This is a genomic window from Marinobacter sp. CP1, assembly GCF_001266795.1.
GTDB classification, from domain to species: domain Bacteria; phylum Pseudomonadota; class Gammaproteobacteria; order Pseudomonadales; family Oleiphilaceae; genus Marinobacter; species Marinobacter flavimaris.
This window is the reverse complement of sequence record NZ_CP011929.1, coordinates 4,226,632-4,249,407: the sequence shown is the minus strand read 5'-3', so window position 1 is coordinate 4,249,407 and position 22,776 is coordinate 4,226,632. Positions and strand designations below refer to the sequence as shown.

At 55.7% G+C, this 22,776-nt stretch carries 21 protein-coding genes; 5 read left to right on the top strand and 16 right to left on the bottom strand.

All coding sequences use genetic code 11. The features are described 5' to 3' along the window. Positions 1-109: 109 nt before the first annotated feature. The 5 genes from ACP86_RS19535 to ACP86_RS19515 all read right to left on the bottom strand — a co-directional run bounded on the left by ACP86_RS19535 (position 110) and on the right by ACP86_RS19515 (position 5,347). On the bottom strand, positions 110-1,417 hold the full coding sequence (locus ACP86_RS19535) for a TRAP transporter large permease (protein WP_053115157.1): 1,308 nt from the start codon (positions 1,415-1,417) through the stop codon (positions 110-112). Continuing rightward, positions 1,414-1,920: a TRAP transporter small permease gene (locus ACP86_RS19530; RefSeq protein ID WP_053115156.1), complete on the bottom strand. Its 507-nt coding sequence runs from the start codon at positions 1,918-1,920 to the stop codon at positions 1,414-1,416. The genes ACP86_RS19535 and ACP86_RS19530 overlap by 4 nt, the downstream gene beginning before the upstream one ends. 10 nt (positions 1,921-1,930) lie before the next feature. Next, entirely contained in the window at positions 1,931-2,929 is a 999-nt protein-coding gene (locus ACP86_RS19525) for an NADPH:quinone oxidoreductase family protein (protein ID WP_053115155.1), read from the bottom strand. A 44-nt stretch (positions 2,930-2,973) separates the two neighbouring features. Beyond that, positions 2,974-4,164 (bottom strand): CaiB/BaiF CoA transferase family protein, encoded by a 1,191-nt coding sequence (locus tag ACP86_RS19520; protein ID WP_075267808.1) that lies wholly within the window; start codon positions 4,162-4,164, stop codon positions 2,974-2,976. 61 nt (positions 4,165-4,225) lie between these two features. Continuing rightward, positions 4,226-5,347, bottom strand: coding sequence for a C4-dicarboxylate TRAP transporter substrate-binding protein (locus ACP86_RS19515; RefSeq protein ID WP_053115153.1), 1,122 nt, complete (start codon positions 5,345-5,347; stop codon positions 4,226-4,228). 145 nt (positions 5,348-5,492) lie between these two features. Here ACP86_RS19515 and ACP86_RS19510 point away from each other — a divergent pair, with 145 nt between their 5' ends. From ACP86_RS19510 to ACP86_RS19495, 4 genes are all read left to right on the top strand, one after another. Beyond that, positions 5,493-6,290, top strand: a complete 798-nt coding sequence (locus tag ACP86_RS19510; protein WP_053115152.1) for an IclR family transcriptional regulator C-terminal domain-containing protein — start codon at positions 5,493-5,495, stop codon at positions 6,288-6,290. Positions 6,291-6,432: 142 nt separating this feature from the next. After that, positions 6,433-7,110 carry a nitroreductase gene (locus ACP86_RS19505; RefSeq protein ID WP_053115151.1) on the top strand — a complete coding sequence of 226 codons (678 nt, stop codon included), beginning with the start codon at positions 6,433-6,435 and terminating at the stop codon, positions 7,108-7,110. A gap of 14 nt (positions 7,111-7,124) precedes the next feature. Further along, a complete protein-coding gene (locus ACP86_RS19500) occupies positions 7,125-8,552 on the top strand; it encodes a hypothetical protein (RefSeq protein ID WP_053115150.1) in 1,428 nt (475 codons plus the stop codon). A gap of 34 nt (positions 8,553-8,586) precedes the next feature. After that, the gene (locus ACP86_RS19495; RefSeq protein WP_053115149.1) at positions 8,587-9,546 is read left to right on the top strand and encodes an NAD(P)H-dependent flavin oxidoreductase; all 960 of its coding nucleotides are present in this window, start codon (positions 8,587-8,589) and stop codon (positions 9,544-9,546) included. An 81-nt stretch (positions 9,547-9,627) separates the two neighbouring features. On the opposite strand, the gene ACP86_RS19490 is transcribed toward ACP86_RS19495, so the two are convergent. From ACP86_RS19490 to ACP86_RS19450, 9 genes are all read right to left on the bottom strand, one after another. Continuing rightward, positions 9,628-10,410: an enoyl-CoA hydratase/isomerase family protein gene (locus ACP86_RS19490; protein ID WP_053115148.1), complete on the bottom strand. Its 783-nt coding sequence runs from the start codon at positions 10,408-10,410 to the stop codon at positions 9,628-9,630. An 18-nt stretch (positions 10,411-10,428) separates the two neighbouring features. Continuing rightward, positions 10,429-11,511, bottom strand: a complete 1,083-nt coding sequence (locus tag ACP86_RS19485) for an acyl-CoA dehydrogenase family protein (RefSeq protein ID WP_053115147.1) — start codon at positions 11,509-11,511, stop codon at positions 10,429-10,431. 50 nt (positions 11,512-11,561) lie between these two features. Continuing rightward, on the bottom strand, positions 11,562-12,722 hold the full coding sequence (locus tag ACP86_RS19480; protein ID WP_053115146.1) for an acyl-CoA dehydrogenase family protein: 1,161 nt from the start codon (positions 12,720-12,722) through the stop codon (positions 11,562-11,564). Between the two features lie 21 nt (positions 12,723-12,743). After that, a complete protein-coding gene (locus ACP86_RS19475; protein WP_053115145.1) occupies positions 12,744-14,315 on the bottom strand; it encodes a class I adenylate-forming enzyme family protein in 1,572 nt (523 codons plus the stop codon). A gap of 55 nt (positions 14,316-14,370) precedes the next feature. Next, on the bottom strand, positions 14,371-15,717 hold the full coding sequence (locus tag ACP86_RS19470) for a TRAP transporter large permease (RefSeq protein WP_053115144.1): 1,347 nt from the start codon (positions 15,715-15,717) through the stop codon (positions 14,371-14,373). Beyond that, complete coding sequence (locus ACP86_RS19465) at positions 15,717-16,328, bottom strand: TRAP transporter small permease (RefSeq protein WP_082220590.1); 612 nt, start codon at positions 16,326-16,328, stop codon at positions 15,717-15,719. The genes ACP86_RS19470 and ACP86_RS19465 overlap by 1 nt, the downstream gene beginning before the upstream one ends. 128 nt (positions 16,329-16,456) lie before the next feature. Continuing rightward, on the bottom strand, positions 16,457-17,461 hold the full coding sequence (locus ACP86_RS19460; RefSeq protein ID WP_158499467.1) for a C4-dicarboxylate TRAP transporter substrate-binding protein: 1,005 nt from the start codon (positions 17,459-17,461) through the stop codon (positions 16,457-16,459). 176 nt (positions 17,462-17,637) lie between these two features. Further along, entirely contained in the window at positions 17,638-18,705 is a 1,068-nt protein-coding gene (locus ACP86_RS19455) for a C4-dicarboxylate TRAP transporter substrate-binding protein (RefSeq protein ID WP_082220589.1), read from the bottom strand. Between the two features lie 150 nt (positions 18,706-18,855). Beyond that, complete coding sequence (locus tag ACP86_RS19450) at positions 18,856-19,293, bottom strand: PaaI family thioesterase (RefSeq protein WP_053115141.1); 438 nt, start codon at positions 19,291-19,293, stop codon at positions 18,856-18,858. 253 nt (positions 19,294-19,546) lie between these two features. On the opposite strand from ACP86_RS19450, the gene ACP86_RS19445 reads away from it, so the two are divergent. After that, positions 19,547-20,326 carry an enoyl-CoA hydratase/isomerase family protein gene (locus ACP86_RS19445; protein ID WP_053115140.1) on the top strand — a complete coding sequence of 260 codons (780 nt, stop codon included), beginning with the start codon at positions 19,547-19,549 and terminating at the stop codon, positions 20,324-20,326. Positions 20,327-20,374: 48 nt separating this feature from the next. Here the strand turns inward: ACP86_RS19445 and ACP86_RS19440 are convergent, their stop codons facing one another. Beyond that, positions 20,375-21,928: an acyl-CoA synthetase gene (locus tag ACP86_RS19440; protein WP_200905076.1), complete on the bottom strand. Its 1,554-nt coding sequence runs from the start codon at positions 21,926-21,928 to the stop codon at positions 20,375-20,377. Between the two features lie 40 nt (positions 21,929-21,968). Continuing rightward, the gene (locus ACP86_RS19435; protein WP_053115139.1) at positions 21,969-22,763 is read right to left on the bottom strand and encodes an enoyl-CoA hydratase/isomerase family protein; all 795 of its coding nucleotides are present in this window, start codon (positions 22,761-22,763) and stop codon (positions 21,969-21,971) included. Positions 22,764-22,776 lie beyond the last annotated feature (13 nt).

Below are 22,776 nucleotides of genomic sequence, written 5' to 3'. Positions count from 1 at the left end.
TTATTTTATCGACCCCATACCAAATTTATATAGCTTACCTTCAGGGCCGCATCTGGCCGTGTGCGATAGCCCCGCGCCGACGGCCGAACGCGACGGCAAAACCGACTCGTTAATACATTAATGAAGGAAGGAAAAGCGAGATCTCCGGGAAGAACATCAGCAATGCCAGCACGACAGCTTCCGCTGCCAAAAACCATAAGGTCCCCCGAACAATTGTCCCGAATGGAACCGAGTCCCCGACGCCGGCACTGACGACGAACAGATTGAGACCTATTGGCGGAGTAAGCAGGCCTATTTCTATAAATTTGACGACTAGCACGCCAAACCAGATGACATTGATATCAAAGGCGATGACGAACGGTGCCAAAACCGGAAGAGTTACCAGCATCAGCCCAATTGGATCAAGAAACATGCCCAGAACGATATAAAAAACGGTCACTATAATCAGGAAAATCCATAACGCCACCGCATAGTCTTCAACCCAGATACCAATATTCATCGGTATCTGGCTCAGCGTCAGCATCCTACTGAACAGCACTGCGCCAATGGCAATCAGGAAAATCGAGGCGGTGCTCTTCACGGTCTCGGAGACCGCCAGCCTGAGCCCTCCCCAGCTAAAGCTCCTTTGGAGCACGGCTGCCACAATGGCAATAAAGGCGCCGAAGGCACCTGCTTCGGTGGCCGTAACGGTGCCGGTATACAAGCCACCCACCACACCGGCCACAATAACCGGCAGTGGCCATGACTTTACCAACAGTATCCATTTCTCGGAACGGGTAATGCGGTCACTGGTCACCGGGGCCAGCCCGGGATTCATCTTTACCCGCACGATGATTAACAGCGAGTATGCCACCATCGTTAACAACCCCGGAATAATACCGGCCATCAGCAGCTGGCCCACCGATGCTTCCATGAACACGGCATAAAGCACGAACGGAATGCTGGGCGGAATAAACGCGCCGAGTGTACCCGATGCCGCTACCACACCGGTAGCCAGCCCAGGGTCATACTTTGCCCTGAGCATCTCCGGCACTGCGAGTCTCGACATTGCCCCAGCCATTGCCACGCTTGAGCCACTGGCAGCTGCGAAGCCCGCGCTGGAGACGTTGGTGGCAATCGCCAGCCCTCCGGGTAAAAAACTCAGCCAGGCCTTTCCTGCGTCAAACAGGGTTCGGGTCAGGCCTGTGTGAAAGGCTATTGCGCCCATCAGGATAAACATGGGAATGGCCGTCAGCGACCAGTGCGCAATGAACTGAAAGGTCGTCGACCCCATAAGCGCGAACGCTGCATCCATGCCACGTAAGGCAAAAATACCGGTAAAGGCTGTCATGCCCAGCGACACCCCAATAGGGATTCGCAGGGAGAGCAGGACCAGAAGCAGACCAATACATGTCAGGCCGATCTGTATATTGCTCATTGCCCTGCCCCCCGAGGCTCGTCAAGTCGACTACCCCACACCAGGCGGAACAGGTACAGAACAGAAACCACTGAAAGCATAATCCCCGCGACGGCAATCCATCGTGAGGGCCATACCGGCAGTTCCAGGAAAATCGCATCGACGGTTTCGCTACGGGTCCAGCTCTTCACAGCCTGCCTATAGAGACCGCAGGCAAATATTGCGAAATACACAGCCATCACCGCCAGGCCAAACAACTCGACAGCGAGGCGCACCCTGCCCTTCAGAAACTGTGCTAATACATCCACCCGGATATGGCCGTCTTCCGTAGTGCACGCAAAGATACCCATAAAGACCGCAGCGACCATATAATAGTAGGTAACTACCTCCATGGTGCCTGGAATATGCATGCCAAAGCCCACCCGCAATAACACCTCGGCGGTTACATGCAACATCATGAGGACGATAAGCACCCCTACCACCAGTGCCGTCCCATCACTGAATTGCTTTAAATACCTGCCCACGACACACCTCTTATTTTGTTGTTATGACGACTTTTCCGATTGATCGACGACCAATTACGCAGTCAATAGCCGCCCCAAAATCAGTCAGCGCATACACTTCCGGCTGCTTGATAGTGAGATTGTTGTCATCGGCTTCTTTGAATAGCCAGGCCATCATCTCTTTAATCTGAAGGGCAAACTCGTACCTTCGGTCACGCTTACCCCAGCCGATATATTCCGAAAAGTTCACCCCGAACAGGCTAATGTTTTTCACCAACAGCAGATTGACCGGAACTGAGGGGATATCGCCACTGGCAAAACCAAGAGAGAGCATGCTGCCCTCGATAGCAGTGCAGCGGATCAGCTGTTCAAACAGCTCACCGCCCACCGGATCGAAAACCAGATCCGCTCCCTTGCCCCCGGTGAGCGACTTCACGCTATCGATAAAATTGTCCGTCGAGTAATCAATAGCGTGCGTGGCGCCGGCTGCCAGTGCCGCCTCAAGTTTTGGCTGGGAACTTGCGGCGGCAATAACTGTTGCGCCCCTGAGGCGGGCAACCTGCACTGCCGCTAAACCAAGCGCACCAGCCGCCCCGGTCACCAGTACAGTCTTGCCGGGAGCCACCCCTCCCCGAGCCAACGCCGTTGCGGCGGTGCCAAACGACAAGGGGATCGCGACTGCTTGCACTAACGGCACCCCCTCAGGAACCCGATAGACTGTTGCCGGATCAACGACCACTTCCTCGCCGAAGGCACCGGAATCGAGTATCGCGGCTACGGGATCACCGGGCTGAAACTCCGACACCTCCTCACCACATTCCAGAACGTAGCCGGAAACCTCGGTGCCCGGGATGAACGGCAAGGCCATCTTGCGCTGGTATTTTCCTGCCACCATGAGCGATATGGCATAGCTGACACTGGCGAAGTGAACCTCAATCCGCACACAACCCGGTCTCAATTCGGGAGCGGCAACGTCCTCGAGTCTGAGATCCTTGTAAGAAGAAAATTTTTCACAGATTACTGCACGCATCGTAGAGTTCACCTTGCCTTCTCCCTTCCATTAAACTCCCTGAACTATCGGGCCTGCATGCAAACTTCCGACATCAGAAAGGTGTCAATTTCGCTTTGCCCGTATCCCGCTTCCCGCAGTAATTCACAGGTATGCTGGCCCAGATCCGGTGCCGGGCTGAGGTCTTCAGCCTTAAGGTCGGCGCCAGGGAACCGAGGCATGGGGATATTGCCGAACGCGCCGTGGGTCAACATCGGCATCAGATCAAGAAAACGCACCTGGGGATCCTGCTGTAATTCCTGGTAGCTATTCAGTGGCCCGCAAAGCACACCCGCCTCGTTCAGGCGCTCAATCCAGTCAGCGCGGGTTCGTTGCACAAATACCTCTGCCAGCATTCTGTGAACTTCCTCGGCGTTGATCTGGCGCGATTCGTTTTCGGCAAATCGAGGATCAGTAGCCCACTGAGGGCGCTCAACCGCCTGAGCGAGCGCAACAAACATTTCGTTGCGCAGGCACACCACCGAGATCATGCCGTCGCTGGTGGCAAAATTTCCCGACGGTACCGTGACATGTTTATTTCTGACACCACCTTGCAGATGGGACTCAATCAGTGGCATGGCCTGGAAAGCAGAGGCAGAGCCCAGCAATGAAAGATCCAGATGGCGCCCCTGGCCCGTCGCTCGCTGCTCATGAATTGCCGTAGAGAGGGCAAAGCCGGCATACAGCCCGGCGATCATATCCACGGCCAGCATACCCACTCGCTTCGGGACTCCGTCGTCGGTCTCATTCATCACCGCCATACCGGTGGAACCTTGCAAGATGCTGTCGGAGCCTGGGCGCTTGGCGTGGGGCCCGGCACTGCCGAAGCCGGAGATAGAGCCAAGAATGATGCCCGGGCGCACCGACTCCAAATCCGGATAGCTCATATCCATCTTGGCCAGTACACCGGGACGAAAGCTCTCAAGCACAACGTCGGAACCACGTGCCAATTGCTTGAGAATGGCTTTTCCTTCAGGTTTTCTGGCATCGAGGCAAATAGCCCGCTTGCCCCAGTTTGCCGATACACTGAGCGAACTATGCCCTTCGCGGGCAACGCCCATCACCCTACCCCAGTCTCCCTGAGGTGGCTCTACCTTCAGCACTTCCGCCCCCATCATCACCAGCATTTGGGCGGCGTAAGGTCCCGCCAGGCCCTGGCTCATATCCAATACACGCACCCCGTCAAAGGGCTTGAATTGCGTTAATCGCTCGCTCATTGATAAAACCATCCTGAAAAAATGGAAACGCCGGCCCTGGCGGGCCGGCATTCTTTCGACATTAAAACGCCTTGTCGTAGATTTCCGTCTTTAGAAGGTCTGCATACTCAGCCTCGGACAGGGATTTGCCTGCCAGCAGCTCTTCCCACTTTTCCAGGTTTCTGGTGAAGCTCTCCACGATTTGCTCCGCATTTTCGACTCCGCGACCTGTAGCGGTCTCTGCCGCCCGCTCCAGCTGGGACTGCATGAATTCTTCGCGTTGCCGTTTCATCTCACCGGATACTTCGACAAAGTTAACGCCTTCTTCTTTAGCCAGTTCCTTAACTTCGTTCTCCTCATCCTGATAGGCGTAAATAGTGCGGGCGAGACCAATCGAGGCGGCGTCGACAAGGGCCTGTTTTTCTTGGTCACTCATCTCCTGCCAGACAGATTCCCGGATGTTCAACAGTGAACCACCAAGAAACGCGCCCATGGGCAATTCAACCACACTGTTTGCCACTTCGATCAGGGACAGAGACTTGAGCCAGCTGGTCGCACCGATAACACAATCCAGCTGGCTGCGCTCCATGGCCTCGTAGGATTCACTGTTGGGTATATTTACCGGTACGCCACCGATACCGGATACCCATTTGCCGATTTCCTCACCGGCTACTCGCATTCTTTTGCCTTCAGGTTCGAATCCGGAGGCAAATTCGTCCTTGCACATGGCCTGATAAGGTGGCGTTGCGTAACTGGCGAGGAACCGCACGTTATTGTTTTCGTACTCTTCCAGACACTGTGGGCAGCCGTTCAGGATAGTGTCCACAGATGCCGCTGTCGCCACCAAGGAGTCTTGGTTCCAGAAAGACAGGTCGCTGATGGTGGTATTGGCGGGCACCGAAGTCGGGAAATAAACGGTGACCAGGAAGCCACCGTCAATCATTCCGTCGGTGACAGCGGACAGCATGCCTTTACCCGATGCAGCGGCCCCGGAAGGGAAAAATTTGAAATCGACGCTACCGTCAGATCGCTTACGGGCTTCGTCGATAAAGGTCGTGATCCCCTCACTGGTTGGGTGCTGCGGCGGCAGATAGCTCGCAAACGTCAGGTCACGAGCAGCGACGCCGGATGATATGGACAGGCCGGCGAGCAGCGCACAACCAGTTGCGGCAGGAAACAATCGGGATCTGTTGTTGTTAGGCATGTATAAGTCTCCGAATAGCTGGGTTGCACACAGGACGATGATAATTTATTGTTCGCTATGCGCACTTTTTGTTCTTTGTGAGAACGCGATTAAGATAAGTGCAATTTTTGAACAATGTCAAAGGATCTTTCCAGGTATAGAAAAAATGACTAACAGTCTTCAGAGTGATGACAACGCCGTAGTGACATCCTTTGCCCGTGGGCTTGACGTGATTCGGGCCTTTGGTGAAGGAGCTTCACGACTGACGCTTTCGGAGGTGGCAAGACGTTCGGAAATCTCCCGCGCAAGCGCCCGCAGACTTCTGCACACGCTGACGGCAATGGGTTATGCCAACTCCAACGGCAAACACTTTTGGCTCACGCCCAAGATTCTGGATCTGGGCTTTTCCTATCTCTCATCCATGGAGATATGGTCGTTCGCCCAGGGGCACATGGAAGAACTGGTACAGAAGGTGCAGGAGTCCTGTTCAATCGCAGTCCTTCAGGATTATGACATCTACTATGTAATGCGGGTGCCGACCCGTAAGCTACTCAAGAGCACTCTGAATGTGGGTAGCAGGTTACCCGCTCACGTGGTTTCCTTGGGGCGAATTCAACTGGCGGATCTGCCACCGGAAGAGCTTGATTATTATTTGGACACCCAGGAAATCATTGGCTATACACGATTTACCATTACCGACAAGGAAGAACTAAAACGGGTGATATTGAACGACGGCGCCAAAGGCTGGTCCATCGTTGACCGTGAACTCGAGGAAGGTATGTGCGGTATTTCTGTCCCCATCCGGAATCGAAACTACAAGGCCATTGCTGCTATCAACCTGACGATGCCTCCGAGTAAAGCCGCAGAACCAGGGGTGTTGGAGTATCTGCTGGAAGAGCTCCAGAAGACCGCCAGCAGAATCAATAGAGACCTCAGAACCACAGAGCCGCTGGGCACAAACTGAGCGTCTTAGACCGCTGATCGCACCGGCTATAAGAGCCATTCCTAAACGGCATGGCTTTTATAGAAAATATGCTTTTCTCCACTGACCTTAATCTTGTTAACGTGTCAATCTGAACAATCCATCTGATAATTCCGGGAATTCCATGACTACGCCAACGATGACACTGGTCGACGCCATCACAACACGCCGCTCAGTGAGAGGATTTCTTCCCGACCCAGTGAGCCACGATATTCTGACGTCGATTTTTGAGCTCGCCAGGACCTCGCCGTCCAACTGTAACACTCAGCCCTGGAAGGCGTTTGTGGCTTCTGGTGAAACGAAGGAAACCCTTCGTCGGAAGTTTTTGGAGCGTCATCGGGATGGCACCCCCGGCAACCCCGATTTCAGCTACGTTGCCCGTTTCGAAGGTGAATACCGCACCCGCCAGGTCGATTGCGCAGTTGCCTTGTACAACGAAATGGGTATCGCAAGGGATGATAAGGAGGGTCGGTTACGGGCCGTGAGACGGAACTTCGAGTTCTTTGACGCCCCCCACATAGTGTTTCTTGGTATGGATCGCCAGTTTGGTTCGACCATCGCCCTTGACGTAGGCATCTATGCCCAGACCCTGATGCTTTCAATGCAGGCGTTCGGGATCAGTTCTTGTGCCATGGGCAGCATGCGCGCCTACCCTGACCTGGTACGCGATGCGTTCGGCCTGGGTGACCAGACAGGCATCCTGCTGGGCATCAGCTTTGGATATGAGGACCCTGAAGTAGACGCGAACCGGACCCGGACGACACGGGAACTGCTGGAAAATACTGTCGCTTTTCGCGATTAATCCGGCAGGGGACCGTGAGTATCATCGCGCTGAGTCGCCCTCAGACTACCCACATGACCCTGGTGAGCCAGAATCTGGCAACGGTGTGCCTGGTCACCATCTCAGCGTGCGCGATCGCCAGGGAACTCTCTCCGAATCACTGGTCCAGCCCAGTAGCCGGCATCGCATTACTGTTGTTTGTGGTCCTGCAGTGGTCCCGCATCAGCCTGACCTATCGAATATTTGCCATTCTCGCCCCGACTCTCGCGATCAGCCTTTGGCTGGCGGATTTGATTGATGGCGCGACCGTGGGCGCGGGTCTCGATCGCGCGGCCTTTTTTACGTTCTTCCTGACCGCACTGGCCGTATTACGTGAATCAGCCAAGTCATCTTCCCTGGTTCGTCGCTGTGGCAAGGTGCTGGTCAACCAACCTCCAGGGCGTCGTTACCTGCTGATGTCCTTCGGGTCACACCTGTTCAGCGTGATGCTGAACATTGGTGCTCTCAATGTGCTGGGCACCATGATTCGTCGTGCGATACGGCCGTCATCCGATCCGGAAACCCAGAGGATCGGGGGCATTCGTCAACGGCGCATGCTGACAGCCACCCTCCGTGGGTTTTGCGGCGTTCCCCTATGGGCGCCAACGTCGGTCACCATGTTGCTGGTTTTGTCTGGCATTCCAGATCTAACCTGGGAGCAATACGCACCGCTGGGGCTCCTCTGGACCTTGTTGTTCATCCTGTGGGGAGCCATCCTTGACCGCTTTTCCTACCCCAAACCGAAGACCAACCGGGTCAGTGGCGGCGGCCTGGTCCAATTGATCCCTCTCGTGTTCCTGGTGGCGCTAATTCCCGGCCTGGCCTATGTGCTGGCACGGCTCACCGGCCTGCAGCTGTTCTCAGCTCTGCTGATGTGCGCGCCGGTCATCGGCATCATCTGGATCTGGGTCCAGTACCGGGGGCAGCGAACCAGGGTGAAGGGCGGGCTACTTCTGCGTCGGATCCGCCGCTCCTTCCCTGAAACCTTCACCAACCAGCGCAATGAGGTGGTTCTGTTCACCTCGTCCGGTTTTATCGGCGTGATTCTGATTCCGTTGATCGACCCACAGGCGGCTAGCGATTTCCTTATTCAGGCAAACATCAGCAACGCCACCCTGATGGTATGCATATCCCTGATCATGCTGACGTTTTCGTTCATCGGTATCAACGCAATCATTACCGTTACGCTGATGCTCGGGGCACTCCAGCAGATCCCCGATCTGGATATCTCACCCCTGGTGCAAGCCTCCGTAATCGCCATCACCTGGGCTATTTTTGCGGGGGCATCACCGTTTACCGCGTCACTGCGTTTTATTTCGAGCTTCTCGGGTGTCTCGCCATTGCGGTTTGGCATCGAATGGAATGGATGGTTCAGCACCAGTGCGCTGCTCATCATGTACATCACCCTCTACGCATTACTTTAACCTAGCGTAAACACAACCTTCAGGAGTACCTCCCATGGGCCTTCCAGACAACATCAAAGATCATCTGACACTGCCGGTCCTCTGCTCACCCATGTTCATCATCTCCAATCCCAAAATGGTGATCGAACAATGCAAGAGTGGCGTGATTGGCTCCTTCCCGGCTTTGAACGCACGCCCGGCGGAAAAACTGGACGAGTGGTTAACAGAAATTGGCGAGGAGCTGGCCGCGTACAAGGCCTCCAATCCCAATGCCAAAGTGGCGCCCTTCGCAGTCAACCAGATTGCTCATCCCACCAATGACCGCCTGGAGCACGATACGCGGGTATGCGTGAAGCACAGAGTGCCCATTATTATCACCAGCCTCCAGGCCAACCCGATGGTCATTGAGGCGGTTCACAGTTACGGCGGCCTGGTTTTCCACGATGTCACCAATATCCGCCACGCCAAAAAGGCCCTGAGCATGGGTGTGGATGGCCTGATTCTGGTGACAGCCGGGGCCGGCGGGCATGCCGGCACCCTCAGCCCGTTTGCCCTGCTTTCGGAAATCCGTTCTTTCTTCGATGGCCCGGTAATACTGGGCGGCGCCATCACCAAGGGCAATCACGTACTCAGCGCCGAAGTCATGGGAGCGGACATGGCCTACATGGGCACGCGTTTCATCGCGACCGAAGAAGCCAATGCCGAGCAGTCCTACAAGGACATGATCCTGCAATCGTCGGCGTCCGATATTGTCTACACCAACCTCTTTACCGGGGTGCATGGCAACTACCTTCGCGGCAGCATAGAGAAAGCGGGGCTGGACCCGGAAAACCTGCCCACATCGGACAAAAGCAAGATGAGCTTTGGCGGAGGCAGTAGCAAGAGCAAGGCCTGGAAGGATATCTGGGGCGCGGGCCAGGGCGTTGGTGGGATCACCCAGCTCACGTCGGTGGCGGACACCGTGACCAGATTGCATGATGAATACGTATCGGCCAAAGCGCGGGTGGCCGGGTAAGAGTAATCCGACACCCAAAATAAAAAAGAAGGGGGCCATCCACTGGCCCCCTTCTTTTTTATACTGCTTTAAACTCAAAACTTAGGACCGGGTGAAGTTGCCCTCACGGCGTTCCGTGACCGCCGCCATTCCCTCTTTATGATCGTCGGTTCTGGCCAGCCAGACCTGCTCGGCAAACTCGTGCTCCAGCCGGCTCCTGAGTTCCTCCACCATGCCGTGCCGAAGCGTCGCCCTGGTGGATTCGACCGCAAGTGGAGCACATTGGGCAATTTCCGTAGCCAGGGCAATGGCCTGCTCCCGCACCTGATCGGCAGGCACCAGCTGGTCCGCCAGGCCAAACTCCAGCGCCTCTTCGCCCTTGATGCGACACCCAGTCAACAGCATCAGGTTGGCCCGCTGCTGACCAATCAGTCTGGGCAACATCAGGCTGATACCAAAGCCCGGATGAATACCGAGTTTGACGAAGTTGGCAGCGAACCGTGTCTCCGGACAAACCACGCGAAAATCAGGCACTAGGGAAAGCCCAAGGCCACCACCGATCGCGGCGCCGTGAATGGCTCCGACCACCGGCTTTGCACAGGAATACAGACGCGCGGCGGCCTTATACAGGGTAATCGCACTGTTGTCCGATTCCGCCTCGAACAGGTCACTTCCGTTGGAGGAAAAGTCGGCGCCGGCGCAAAACGCCTTCCCCTGGGCGGCCAACACGATCGCACGACAGCGGTGATCCTGTTCCAGAGACTCAAAGCATTCGGCAATATGCTCTATGAGACGGACATCAAAGAAGTTCAGAGGCGGCCGGCGAATTTCTACCACGGCGACATGGTCATGCCACTCGATCGCCACATCATCAAACGGTTTCATGAATTCTCCCTGTTGCTACTAACGGGACACAATATCCCAGACCTGTCGCGTCCCAGCATCGACCTTGCATAGCTCGCCCGCAACATTCATGCCCAGGCGTTCAGACCAGTAGAATTCCGATCCGTATTCCTCGCGCCAGCACCAGATACGTCGGCTGAATTGCTGTAGCGGGTACTCAAAACTGAACCCCATGGCGCCGTGGGACTGATGCGCTAGCCGGGCCACTGTCGCGGCGCCTTCCGAGGTCACCACCTTGGCGGTCGCCACTGGCACAAAAACCGCCTGGTCGCCACTGAATGGTTCGGGATGTTTCGACAGCGCCCGGATGGCCTGTTCCACCGCCGCGATGGACAGGGCGCTTTCACCGACAATGTCCGCCACCTTGTGCTGGATTGCCTGAAATTTGCCCAAGGGGCGCCCAAACTGCTTCCGCTCTTTGACATAACCGACAGTCAAATCGGTTATTTTCTCGAAGGCACCGACAATCTGACAGGCTCTCACAAGGGCACAGAATTGCCGGAGGCCATCTTCGTTCATGCCATCCACCACCGGCGACAGCTTAACGGGAACCACACCCTCTAGGTTGACCCTGGCCCGGGGTTCGCCTGCCAGGCTCTCTTGTGGTTCGATGTTCAGGTTGTCCATGGCAAACGTTGCCACCCTAATCCGCTCCCCATCAACAACCGGCACGACCAGGAGTGGTTCGTTCACAACACCCGACGCATGGCTGATCACACCGTGGACTGCCCCGTTATCCACGGTCGGCAACGGGCCGCCATCGAACACCAGCGCCGCCCAGATGTCCGCAACTTCTAGCCCGCTTTTGGCCAGCACCAGGTTGGCCACCATGGTCTCTACGAGAGGTACCGGCGTGGCATAACGGGCGGCCAGACGGATCAGGTGAAACCCCAGGGCAAGGGAACCGCCCACTCCACCTGCCTCCTCGGACACCCAGGCCAGCGGAAGACCGGCGGAGATCACGGTATCGCTCAACGCCCCGGGGAATTGACCGGTTTCCGACCGGTTAACCACCTCGGCGCCACAATGATCAGAGAACAGCCGGTTGGCTGTATCGAGAATAAGCTGATCTGTTTCTTCCATATTGCATCCCCTGATGAATTCCGCGCCAGTCGGCATCTACCAGACGTGGCTTACCTCAGCCCCATACCTCTGGCGACAATGCCTTTGAGAACCTCATTGGTACCCCCGCGAAGCGTGAACGACGGTTGCCTCAAAAGGCTGTCGGACAGCAAGTTCTGCAATTCGTCCCCGGCATCCGGTTTCATCTGGATAGGCCAGAACTCACGCAAACGTTCAATGACATCCTGCTCCAGACGCGTTCCCAGATCCTTCACCAGGGCGGCCTCCACATCTGGTGACTGTCCCTGGCCAAGTAACGCCGCCACGCCCAACGACATGGCGCGCAACCCACGAATACGTGCCAGAATGCTGCCAACGACTACGGCCTGCCGCTTCTCCATCGATGCTGCCCCCCGCTGAATAGCCTTTTCCAGGGCAATAAAAGTACTCAGAAAACGTTCTGGGCCTGAACGTTCCAGGGCAAGTTCACTGGTGATCTGCTTCCAGCCTTCGCCCACCGCTCCAAGCACGGCATCGTCGGCAACAAACACTTTTTCAAAATGACTTTCATTGAAGTGCTCCACGCCGCTCATGTCACGGATACCCCGAACGGTGACCCCCGGCGAATCCAGCGGCACCAGAAACTGGGTCAGGCCGTCGTGGCGTTTCCGGTCGTCCCGCTCTCCGGTGCGTGCCAATACCGTCATGTACTGGCAGTGGTGGGCGCCGGAAGACCACAGCTTGGTGCCGGTAATTTCCCAGCCGCCCTCGACACGATGCGCACGCGTCCGCACCGAAGCGAGATCCGAACCCGATTCCGGCTCGCTGAGCCCCAGAGCGATGAAACATTCGCCGGCTGCAATACGAGGGAGAATAGTACGTTTCATCTCTTCCGTGCTCGTTGCCAGGATCAGCGGACCGCTCTGGCGATCGGCGATCCAGTGCGCATGTACAGGTGCACCTGCAACCAGCAGTTCCTCTGTGATGACGTAGCGATGCAGGGCACTGAGCTCCCGGCCGCCGTACTGTTTTGGCCACGTCACACCAATCCAGCCGCGCTGCCCCAGTTTGCGGCTGAATGCGGGATCGATACCGGCGCACCAGCAATCTGTCGTGGGGCGAAAGCTGCCATTGCGAATTTCGTCCTGCAGGAACGAACGGACGTCTTTACGGAGTTGATCGACACTGTCATCAATCTCGGGGGCGGGAAAATTAAAACGGATACTATCCATAATCACCACAACCTCAAAATATCACTCATTACCGTCGGAAATCATCTTCCTGAGCTCTGACTTAAGAATCTTGTTAACTGCCGATACCGGAAGCGGCTGCTCCATGAAGGTCACCCCCGTGGGGCACTTGTAATGGGCGATGCGCTCCCTGCAGTAACGGATAATATCGTCCTTACTTACCACCGCATCATCGGCCAGCCTTACCACGGCATGAACAGATTCGCCCCACTTTTTATGAGGCACACCAATAACCGCAGACTCTTTAATGTCAGGATGGCGCGATAGAATATTTTCAATTTCTATTGGATAGACATTTTCCCCGCCACTGACAATCATGTCTTTGATCCGTCCCACCAGGAACAGGTAGCCATCCTCGTCCAGGTAGCCGCTGTCCCCGGTGTAATACCAGCCATCCTGAAGCACTGCGGAGGTTAATTCCGGCGCGCGCCAGTAGCCCTTCATGATGCTTGCGCCCTTTACGGCAATTTCACCCACCTCACCGACACCCAACACTTGACGCTCTACGTTGACGATACGGACCTGGTTATGGAAGACCGCCCGCCCAACCGATTCGAGCCGTGGTAAACGGGCCGCCTCGAGAGAGTGATCCTCACCATCCAGCACCGTCACCACGGGGGACGCTTCTGTCATTCCGTATGACTGAGCAAAGGAGACTGTCGGCAAAAGTTTCAGCGCTCGCTCCATTAACGCCACCGGAATGGGCGATGCGCCATAGGTGATCATCCGCAGACTGGACAAATCAAACTCGGCAAATCGAGGGTGATCAAACATCAACTGCAGCATGGTTGGCACCACCTGCATGGTATTGATGAGATGACTTTCCACGGTCCGCATGGTGTCCAGCACATCAAACCTGGAAAGAATCACCGTGTGGGTGCCCATCATGGTGGCGGTATAGACCCGTGAACCGGCAGCGGTGTGGAACATGGGCCCCGCCAGCAAATGGGTTTCTCTCTCGATCAGCCGGTAAAATGGGATACCGCCAAGCGCATTGGTGAACAGGTTGATATGTGTCAGCATGACACCTTTGGAGCGTCCCGTTGTGCCGCCTGTGTAGAAAATAATCAGGGTATCATCGTTGCCGCTGGGCTGAAGCTCCGTTTCTACAGCACTCAACAACAGTTCCTCATGACTCAGGAAACCCTCCGGTACAGCTCCCTCCCCCGAATACACCAGAGTCTCCAGCCTGGGACATGCCCGGCTGATCGCCCCGGCGTGCTCAACGTGATGGCTGTCGACCAGCAACACCGTTGGTTCGGCATCCTCGACACACTCAATCATTTCGCCCTCGGACAGGCGGAAGTTTACCGGCACCGCAACAGCTCCTGCCATCGGTGCAGCGAAGAAGAGTTCAAAGCACCAGTGGGAGTTGTAGCCAAGGTAGGCTACCCGAGCCCCCGGTCCCACTCCCTGGTTCGCCAATGCCCGGGCCAGACGCTGGCAGCGCTCATACGTCTCAATCCAGGTGTACGAATATCCCTCGTAAGTCACCGAAGGACTATCGGGCCAGCGGCCCGCTGCCTTCTCCAGCAGGTTCACCACCGACACTGCATACGCACTCTCAGCTAACATCAATCCAGTTCCTTGCAGCCATTGAAAACGAACCCCTGACCTTTGTTACCCTTCATCATCCCATGCTGTGTGGAATCAGCAGGGAGATAATGGGGAACGAAACCAGCAGCGCCAGCACAATAAGATCCGCCACCAAGAACTTCATAACACCGAAGAAGATCGTGTGTACCTTGATCTCTTTCGTCACCACACTATTAATGACGAAGACATTCATGCCGAGGGGCGGCGTCACCAATCCAATTTCCAACAGCTTGACCACCACAACGCCAAACCAGATCAGATCCATACCCATGCCTTCCACCAGTGGAATCACAAAGGGCAGGGTCAGCAGCATGGTGCCGATGGAATCCAGGAACATGCCCAACACCACATAGAGCAACACAATGCTAAAAAGCACCATCCAGTTTTCCAGCCCGAGGCTAGCAACGAAGTCTACGAAGGCCCCCGTCACGCCGGTAAGGGATACAAAGGAAACGAATATCTTGGCGCCAATGGCGATGAAGAACAGGGATGCGGACTGGAACGCCGTCTCCTTCATGGAGCTCAGGAAATCCTCCCAGGTCAGGCGGCGGGACAGAACCCCAAATGTCAGCGCAAACACCAGGCAGATAGCGGCGGCCTCGGTGGCAGTGAAGAAACCGCCATAGATACCACCGATGATGATCGTCATCAGCATCAGCGCCGGCCAGCCCTTGATCGCGGCTTTCAGCCGGTCACGACCGGTAAAGTTCAGGTCTTTCGGAGCCGGGGCATCGCCCGGCTTCAGCATGGCCCAGATAACGACCACAATAATAAAGCCGGTAATCGTCAGAATGCCTGGCAAAACGCCTGCCAGAAACAGCTTGTTTACCGACTGCTCCGTAAACATGCCATACAGAATAAACAGGACACTCGGAGGAATCAGGGACCCCAGCGTGCCCCCCATGGCAACGGTGGAGGTCGCAAGCTGCTTGTTGTACCCAAAACGCAGCATTTCAGGCACACAGATACGCCCCATGGAGGATGCACAGGCCAGGCTGGAACCCGTGATCGCGGAGAACCCCCCGCAACCGAACAATGACGCGATCGCCAACCCACCCGGCATTTTTGCCAGCCACACCCGAACCGCCTCGTAGATGTCTGTGGTAATACGGGAATGATAGGCAATGTGCCCGGCCGCAATGAACAGCGGGATCATGCTCAGCGAATAGGAATGGATAAAATCAAAGGCATTGGACTCGATCAATGCCATGGCAGGGCGCAGACCGCGCTCAAACATGAACTCGCCACCCGGCCGCCACGCGTAGGCCAGCAGCGAGCACACCGACGCCACGCCAACCAGCACGTAGGCGATGGGTACCCGCAGAATCATCAACACCAGCGCGGCCCCAAAGCCCCAACTGCCAATAACGGACGGTTCCATTAGTGCTCGGCCTCATCTGCGGTTTCCGGCTGTTTGCGATTGATGACGCCCAGGGCCTCCAGGCCGTCATGGAGAGCCAGATCAATCAGCCGTACAAAAAACAGGAAATAACCCAGAAAGAACAGGGTGTGCCCCGGCCACTTGGGCAGCTCCAGTAGGCCAAAAAAATAGGAGCCGGACTCGAAAGCATCAACCACGGAAATAAACGCCGCGAAGGTAATCGGTGTCACCGCAATCAAACCCACAAACACGGTCAACACATTTAACAGCTGCTGTACCTTTGGCCCCAACAACTGGGTGAAGATTTCCACGGCAATAAAACCACGATCAGCGGCCACGAATGCCAGCGGTAATACGAGTGCACCAATCATCAGTTCGCCGACAATCACGACCTCATCCGGTATTCCGGAAGAAGCAAATGTCCGTAACAGAACGCTGCTGGCTATGACGACGCATAGACCTAGAATACACACCACAGCGATCAGCAAAAACACGTTCTCCAGCCAGGCCAGAGTGCCCCTTGCACACCTCATCACTCCCAGGGGAGCAGTCGATGAGCCTTCAGACTGCAGTCGTTCCGAACGCTCGGTGACGACCATATGCACCTCCATAAGAACCCGTCCGAACCCGGACGAGTCCCGATTACTGAAAAGTTGTTTATTGTTGTCAAATCAGTGTAGGTTACCCAGGATCTGCCGATGGCTTTGCCACCGGCCGTGGGCCTCACGACTTCAGTCAATCAGCTCCGGTTCCACGGGTAACCGTTTTCGTCCAGCTCCGCCTGATACTTGGTTAACAGGGACTGATACTCGTCCCAGATGGCCTGGCCATTTAGACCGGCCCTATTCATATCCGCAATCCATGCATTAATGTATTTTTCTGATTCGTCAAACAGTTCAGCGCGACTTTCGTCCGACCATTCAATAACTTCGACCTCATTACCCAGTTCACCAGTAGGCAGCTTTTCGATCACTTTCTGGTTGTCAGCAATCACCCTTTCGGCAAAGGAATCGACCATTTCGGAGCCCACCTGTCGCAAAAGTTTCTGCTGCTCACTTGTCAGGTCATCCCAGGCCCATTTGTTCATAACCATGGCGAAACCGGCGATCTGGCCCCAGTTAGTGAGTGCCACGCTGGTAGTAACCTCCGGGGTCTTGAATGCCCGCATGGCGTATAGGTAGCCACCAGAACAGTCCACCAGCCCGGTATCCAGGGCCTGATACACTTCGGAGTAGCTGAGGTTCACGATGTTTGCGCCAGCGTCGTCGAGAACATTGGCATAGATGGAGGTGGCCCGAATTCTCTTACCGGCAAAATCCTCCAGCTTCTCGATTCGCACGCCACCCCCACATTCGAACTCTATCGCGCTGGTAGTGTAGTTAGTGATGTATACTACTCCGGCCTCTTCAAACTCGTGCTGCAACTGCTCGTTGGTAGTCATCAGCTCATACATGGCCCGCATACCAACCCAGGAATCGGCCTGCGGCACCGGAATATCACCAACACTCAGAGCCCGCATTTTCTGTGGCTCATAGGCGGCCAGCACCGACCCCATATCGGCGGCTCCAGAACTGACGCCACCGAGAATCGCTCTATACTTTAGCAGCGCACCACTCCAGTGAATGTCCAGCTTCATGTTGCCACCGGACTGCGCCTCCAGTTGATCTGCAAAAAACTGAATTGCCTCTGCCCGAGCCCCGCGGTTTGGAATTGATGCGGCGAAACGAAATGTAGTCTCTGCCATTGCATGACCTAATGTAGCAAGCGAGAGTACGGAGCCAAGAGCCCAAAATTTCAACGTTTTTTTGGCAGTCATTGCTTTTAACCTCTTGTTATTCAAAGTACGGCGTGGTTGCCCACACCTCTCTCAATGGTCCATCCAAAGCCAAACAGCTTGAAGTCGAACGTGCTCTCTAAATGTCAGCTCTGCCAAGGGTAGCCATTAACCTCGAATTCGGACTGATACTGCTCGAGCAGTCCGATGTACCTGTCCCAGATCCGCTGTCCATCCATTCCACGACGATTTGCGTCCTGAATCCAGCTATCACGGAACGGGAGCGTGGCTTCGAGAATCTTCTGGCGCTCTTCGGGCGCCATCCGGATTACCGGAACCACCTTGCCAAAACCTCCGTTCGCAAGGGTTTTGGCCACCTCCTCTGCATGCCCGATCGTCAGACGGGCAAAGTGATCAATCATTTTTGATCCGGCTTGCAGCATAATGGCCTGCTGCTCGTCATTTAAATCGGACCATGCAAACTTGTTGATCACAATGGCAAAACCAAGCAGCTGCCCCCAGTCGACCCGGGTCACTGTCTCTACCACTTCATAAGTCTTGTAGGCTTCCATGCCGTAAAAGTAACTGGCCAGGCAGTCGACCAGGCCGGTATCCAGTGCCTGATAAACTTCACCATAAGTTATGCTAACAGTGTGAGCACCCAGTTCCGTCAGCACTTTGGCATAGGTGCCGGTGGCCCGAATACGCTTGCCCTTGATATCATCAACGGTGCGAATCTGATTATCCTCGGTGCACTCGAACTGGACGCCGGTTGTACTGAAGTTGCTGAGATAGACGAGCGACTGATCGGCGAGGGACTGTTGAAGTTGGGACGCTGAGGTCATCAAGTCGTACATGGCCCGCATACCAACCCAGGGATCAGCGTATTCAAGTGGAATATCGCCAATAGCCAGCGCCTTGAGCTCCTGAGGCTCCAATAGAGAAAGCACAGAGCCAAGATCGGCACTACCCGCAGAGACACCATTCATGACACTACTCCACTTGAGCAGCGCACCACCCCAATGGATATCAACCTTGATGTCGCCACCTGACAGGCGCTCAACTTCATCTGCATAAAACTGCACGGCTGCAGCGCGGGTACCGCGGTTAGGCCCTGGTTCTGCGTAACGCAGCACAACCTCAGCGGAGGCCTGGGCAGCCCCGGCCATCGCCAGGACAAACCCGAAGGTCAGCGACTTGAATTTTGTTATCATGATGTTGTTCCTCGTATGGGGTTTTGTTTTTGTTGGATGTGGCGGATGACACGCATCCACTTCACAGGATCAAGCTACCACCGCAAAGCAATATCAACAACGTCCCATATTTTATAAATTCCATGCCAGACAGGCATGACTTGACGGACGTCAATCTACGGGAACACCCTCCTCATTTTCGCCTCCCAGGACATAGCGAAAGGTGCCTTGGCCTGTCGCGATCAGAAGCTCTCCGCAAGTAATTCTTCCTTGGACGAAAAATATCTTCCTGCCGCGGCTGACCATCTCAGCTTCGATCCGCACCACCCCTGCTTGCAATGGATTCATGAAATGGGTGTTAAGCGATATCGTAATGCAACGCCTGACGTTGCCGGGCACCGAGCAGTATGTTCCGCAAAGCCCTGCGGCACTATCCAGCAAGGACACAAATACCCCACCGTGAACAAAACCATTACGATTGAGATGACGTTCAGTCATCTCTGCGGTAATGACAGCACGACCAGGCTCCCAGTCAGTTACGGAAAACCCTAGAACTTCCCGAAAACCGCTCATATTTGAATCTTCAAACTGTAAGTTTGCGTCACTCATATTACTCTCACAATCTGTTGGCCATGAATGATGTCGCTACGGTTATCCTTTTTGTAAAATCCGGATTGCAAGATCACCAGGAATGGGACTCAACGCTATCACTATGCCTGCATTGGCGCAGTTATAATTTATCTATATTTTCCATGCCGATCGGATATGCCAAAAGTCAGATTAAAGAGCAATTCCGGGTTACTTTTAAATACCGATAGATCAGTCGACAAATCGCCAAAAGACAATAACATCTGGAGTAATCATGGCCGATACAATACATGAGATAAACAACAACATTCTGACCATTACCTTGAATAGACCTGACCGCCTCAATGCGATGAGCAACGAGATGCGCACGGAGTTACTCCGGCTGCTTACAAAACAGGAGTCAGACCTGAATGTTCGCACCATTGTAATCCGCGCCAACGGCCGAGGATTCTGCAGCGGCGCCGATGTCCAGCCGGATGAAATCCTCACCCGGCGCACAACCATTGGTGACCAGGTGGAAAACGGAATCAATCAGATCATCAGGCGGCTGACCAGCCTGCCGGTGCCGGTCATAGCTGCCGTCAATGGCCCTGCTGCAGGCGCGGGCGTAAGCCTTGCCCTGGCCTCTGATCTTATGCTGGTGAACCGGGATGCAGCATTTCATATTTCCTTTGCCCGTATTGGCGCAGTCATGGACGGCGGCAACTCCTGGTTTATGACCCGCGCCCTCGGCCCACGACGTACAGCCGCGCTCGCACTGACCGGCGGTACCTTCGGGGCAGAGCAGGCACTTGCCTGGGGGCTGGCCCACAAAGTAGTGGACAATGATCAGCTCTGGATGGCAGCCGAGGAATTGGCCTGCGAACTGGCGTCCGGACCAACCACCGCTCTCGGCCTGATCAAGAAAGAAGTGGCGATGGCCGCGACACTGGATCTCTCCTCCGCACTTAGCCTGGAGGCCGAATGCCAGCAAATGGCCTTCAACACCGAGGATTTCGCCGAAGCAATCGATGCTCGTCATCGCAGGAGGCGGCCGGCATTCCGCGGATACTGAGCCCCGGAAAGCCCAGGAGGCCGTATGCATGCCAGCAGTATGGCAACCTCAGATCTTCCGGCCAGCCTGCTGCCAATACTTGTCACGCAGGCGACGCTTAAAAATCTTGCCCGAATCTTCCCGTGGCAGGTCTGATCCAATCTCGATGGTTTTTGGCACCTTGAAACCCGCGAGATGCTCACGGAGATAGGCTTTAACTTTGTCTACACAGATATCATTAGCGCCTTCCGCCTCAACCACCGCCATCACCGATTCGCCAAACTCTTCATCGGGAATCCCGAAGACCGCACAATCCTTGATACCCGGGTAGTTGTGCAACACCGACTCGATTTCCGCCGGATAGATGTTCACACCTCCGGAGATCACCATATCCTTGACCCGGTCTGCAATGAACAAAAAACCATCCTCATCCAGATAGCCCATGTCGCCCGAGGTGATGAAGCCATCCCGGTCAATTTCCGCCCTGGCTTCCGGTTTGCCGTGATAGGTGAAATCCAGCAACGGGAACCGGGAGTAGATTTCCCCGACGGTGTTAGGAGGCAGGCAGTTGCCCTGTTCATCCAGTATGCGGAGTTCCGCCTCCGGGACCGTCTTGCCCACGCTGCCCGGTTTCGCCAGCGCCTGCTCGGAATTGCAAGCAACCACCGCGCTGGATTCGGTAGAGCCATAGAACTCGTTGATCACCGGCCCGAACCATTCGATCATCTTGCGCTTCACATCCGCCGGACAGGGCGCCGCCGCGTGAATAATGAACTCCAGTGACGACAGGTCATACCGGTTGCGCACCGTTTCAGGCAGTTTCAGCATGCGAATGAACATGATGGGGACCATAATGCCCGCCGTCAGCTTGTAGTCCTCAATGAGCCGCAGTACTCCCTCGGCATCAAAGCGGGGGGCGATCACCAACAGATCACTGATCTTGGAAGCCTGCATGCTGTAGCCGTTCGGGGCGCTGTGATAGAGCGGACCGGGCACCATGCAGCGAGCCCCGGGCGCGCAGCCGTAGACCCTGGAGCGAAAATCACGCATCTGTGCCGCGCCTTCCTGATCCAGGGTAACGCGGCGCACACCCTTGGGATGTCCGGTTGTGCCCGAGGTATACAACATGGATGACGGTCCCGCCTGCGCCGGTTCCGCGATAGGCTCCTCGGCAGCCAGCCAGGTCTGCCAGTTGGTCTGTCCCTCCGGTACGGCGCAGGCGTCCGGATCCAGATCAAACGCCGCCCGGATGTCCTCCGGTGTTTCCACCACCAGGCACTGGACATCGCCAGGGATGGCCTGATGAATCCGGCGCCACAGGTCGGCATGGATCACCATGACCCTGGCACCGCAATCCTTGAGGATATATTCCAGCTCTTCCCCGGCCAGATGCCAGTTGATAGGAACGCCATAGGCCCCTACATAATTCGCCGCATGGTTGGCCGTCAGGAACGGAATATCATTGCGCATGAAGATGCCGACACAATCGCCCGGCTGCACGCCCATACGCTTGAAACCGTTGGCGGCCTGACGGATGTTGTGCTGGAATTCTTCATGGGTCAGGTGCCTGCTGCCACAGACAATGCCTTTGAACGACGCCTTATCGATTGTTGTATTTGTCACTGCGTGTCTCCTGTGAACTTCCTCGCTCCCCTTACCCGGCTCAGCGCCCGGTAAACTTCGGGGGTCTCTTTTCGTTGAATGCCCTGACACCCTCGACCCAGTCCTCGGCCATGGCGCTGTCACCGAAGGTTTCGGCCTCCGACTGCAGCTGTTCTTCCAGGGAGTTGTCCGACGACTCAAGGATCAGCTTTTTGATGTTGTCGTAGGCCTTGGTGGGCCCGCTGGCCAGTCGTTCTGCCAGAGTCCGGGTTTCGGATTGCAGCTCTTCAGTTGCCACCACCCGGTTGATCAGCCCCATGTCCAGAGCCTGCCCGGCGGTATACCGATCCCCGAGCAGTGCGATTTCCATCGCTCTCTTGGTGCCGACCAGGCGCGGCAGATAATAGGAGGCGCCACCGTCCGGGCTGCTGGCAATGTGGGAATAAGCCAGGGTGAAAAACGCGTCCTCGGCCGCGACCACGAGATCACAGCACAGCGCCAGGCTGACCCCAGCGCCGGCCGCCGCCCCGCGAACGCTGGCAATGATGGGTTTGCGCAGGCGCCGCATGGTGTACATGATCGTGTTGAGACCGTGGATGCGATTCACAAAGGTCAGTCGACGCTGTTGCGGTGTGAGCTCGGTGAACTCCATGAACGACTTCACATCGCCACCGGCCAGGAAGTGTTCACCCGCCCCCCGGAGAACCACACAACGGACATTGTCGTCCGCTTCCAGAGTCTGGAGCGTCTCAAGCAGTTTCTGCCGCATCTCGATCGAAAGCGCATTGCGGGCTTCCGGACGATTCATGGTCAGATAGGCAACGTTGTTTTCTACTTCGTAGAGTAAATGGGTCATTCTGTTATCGTCC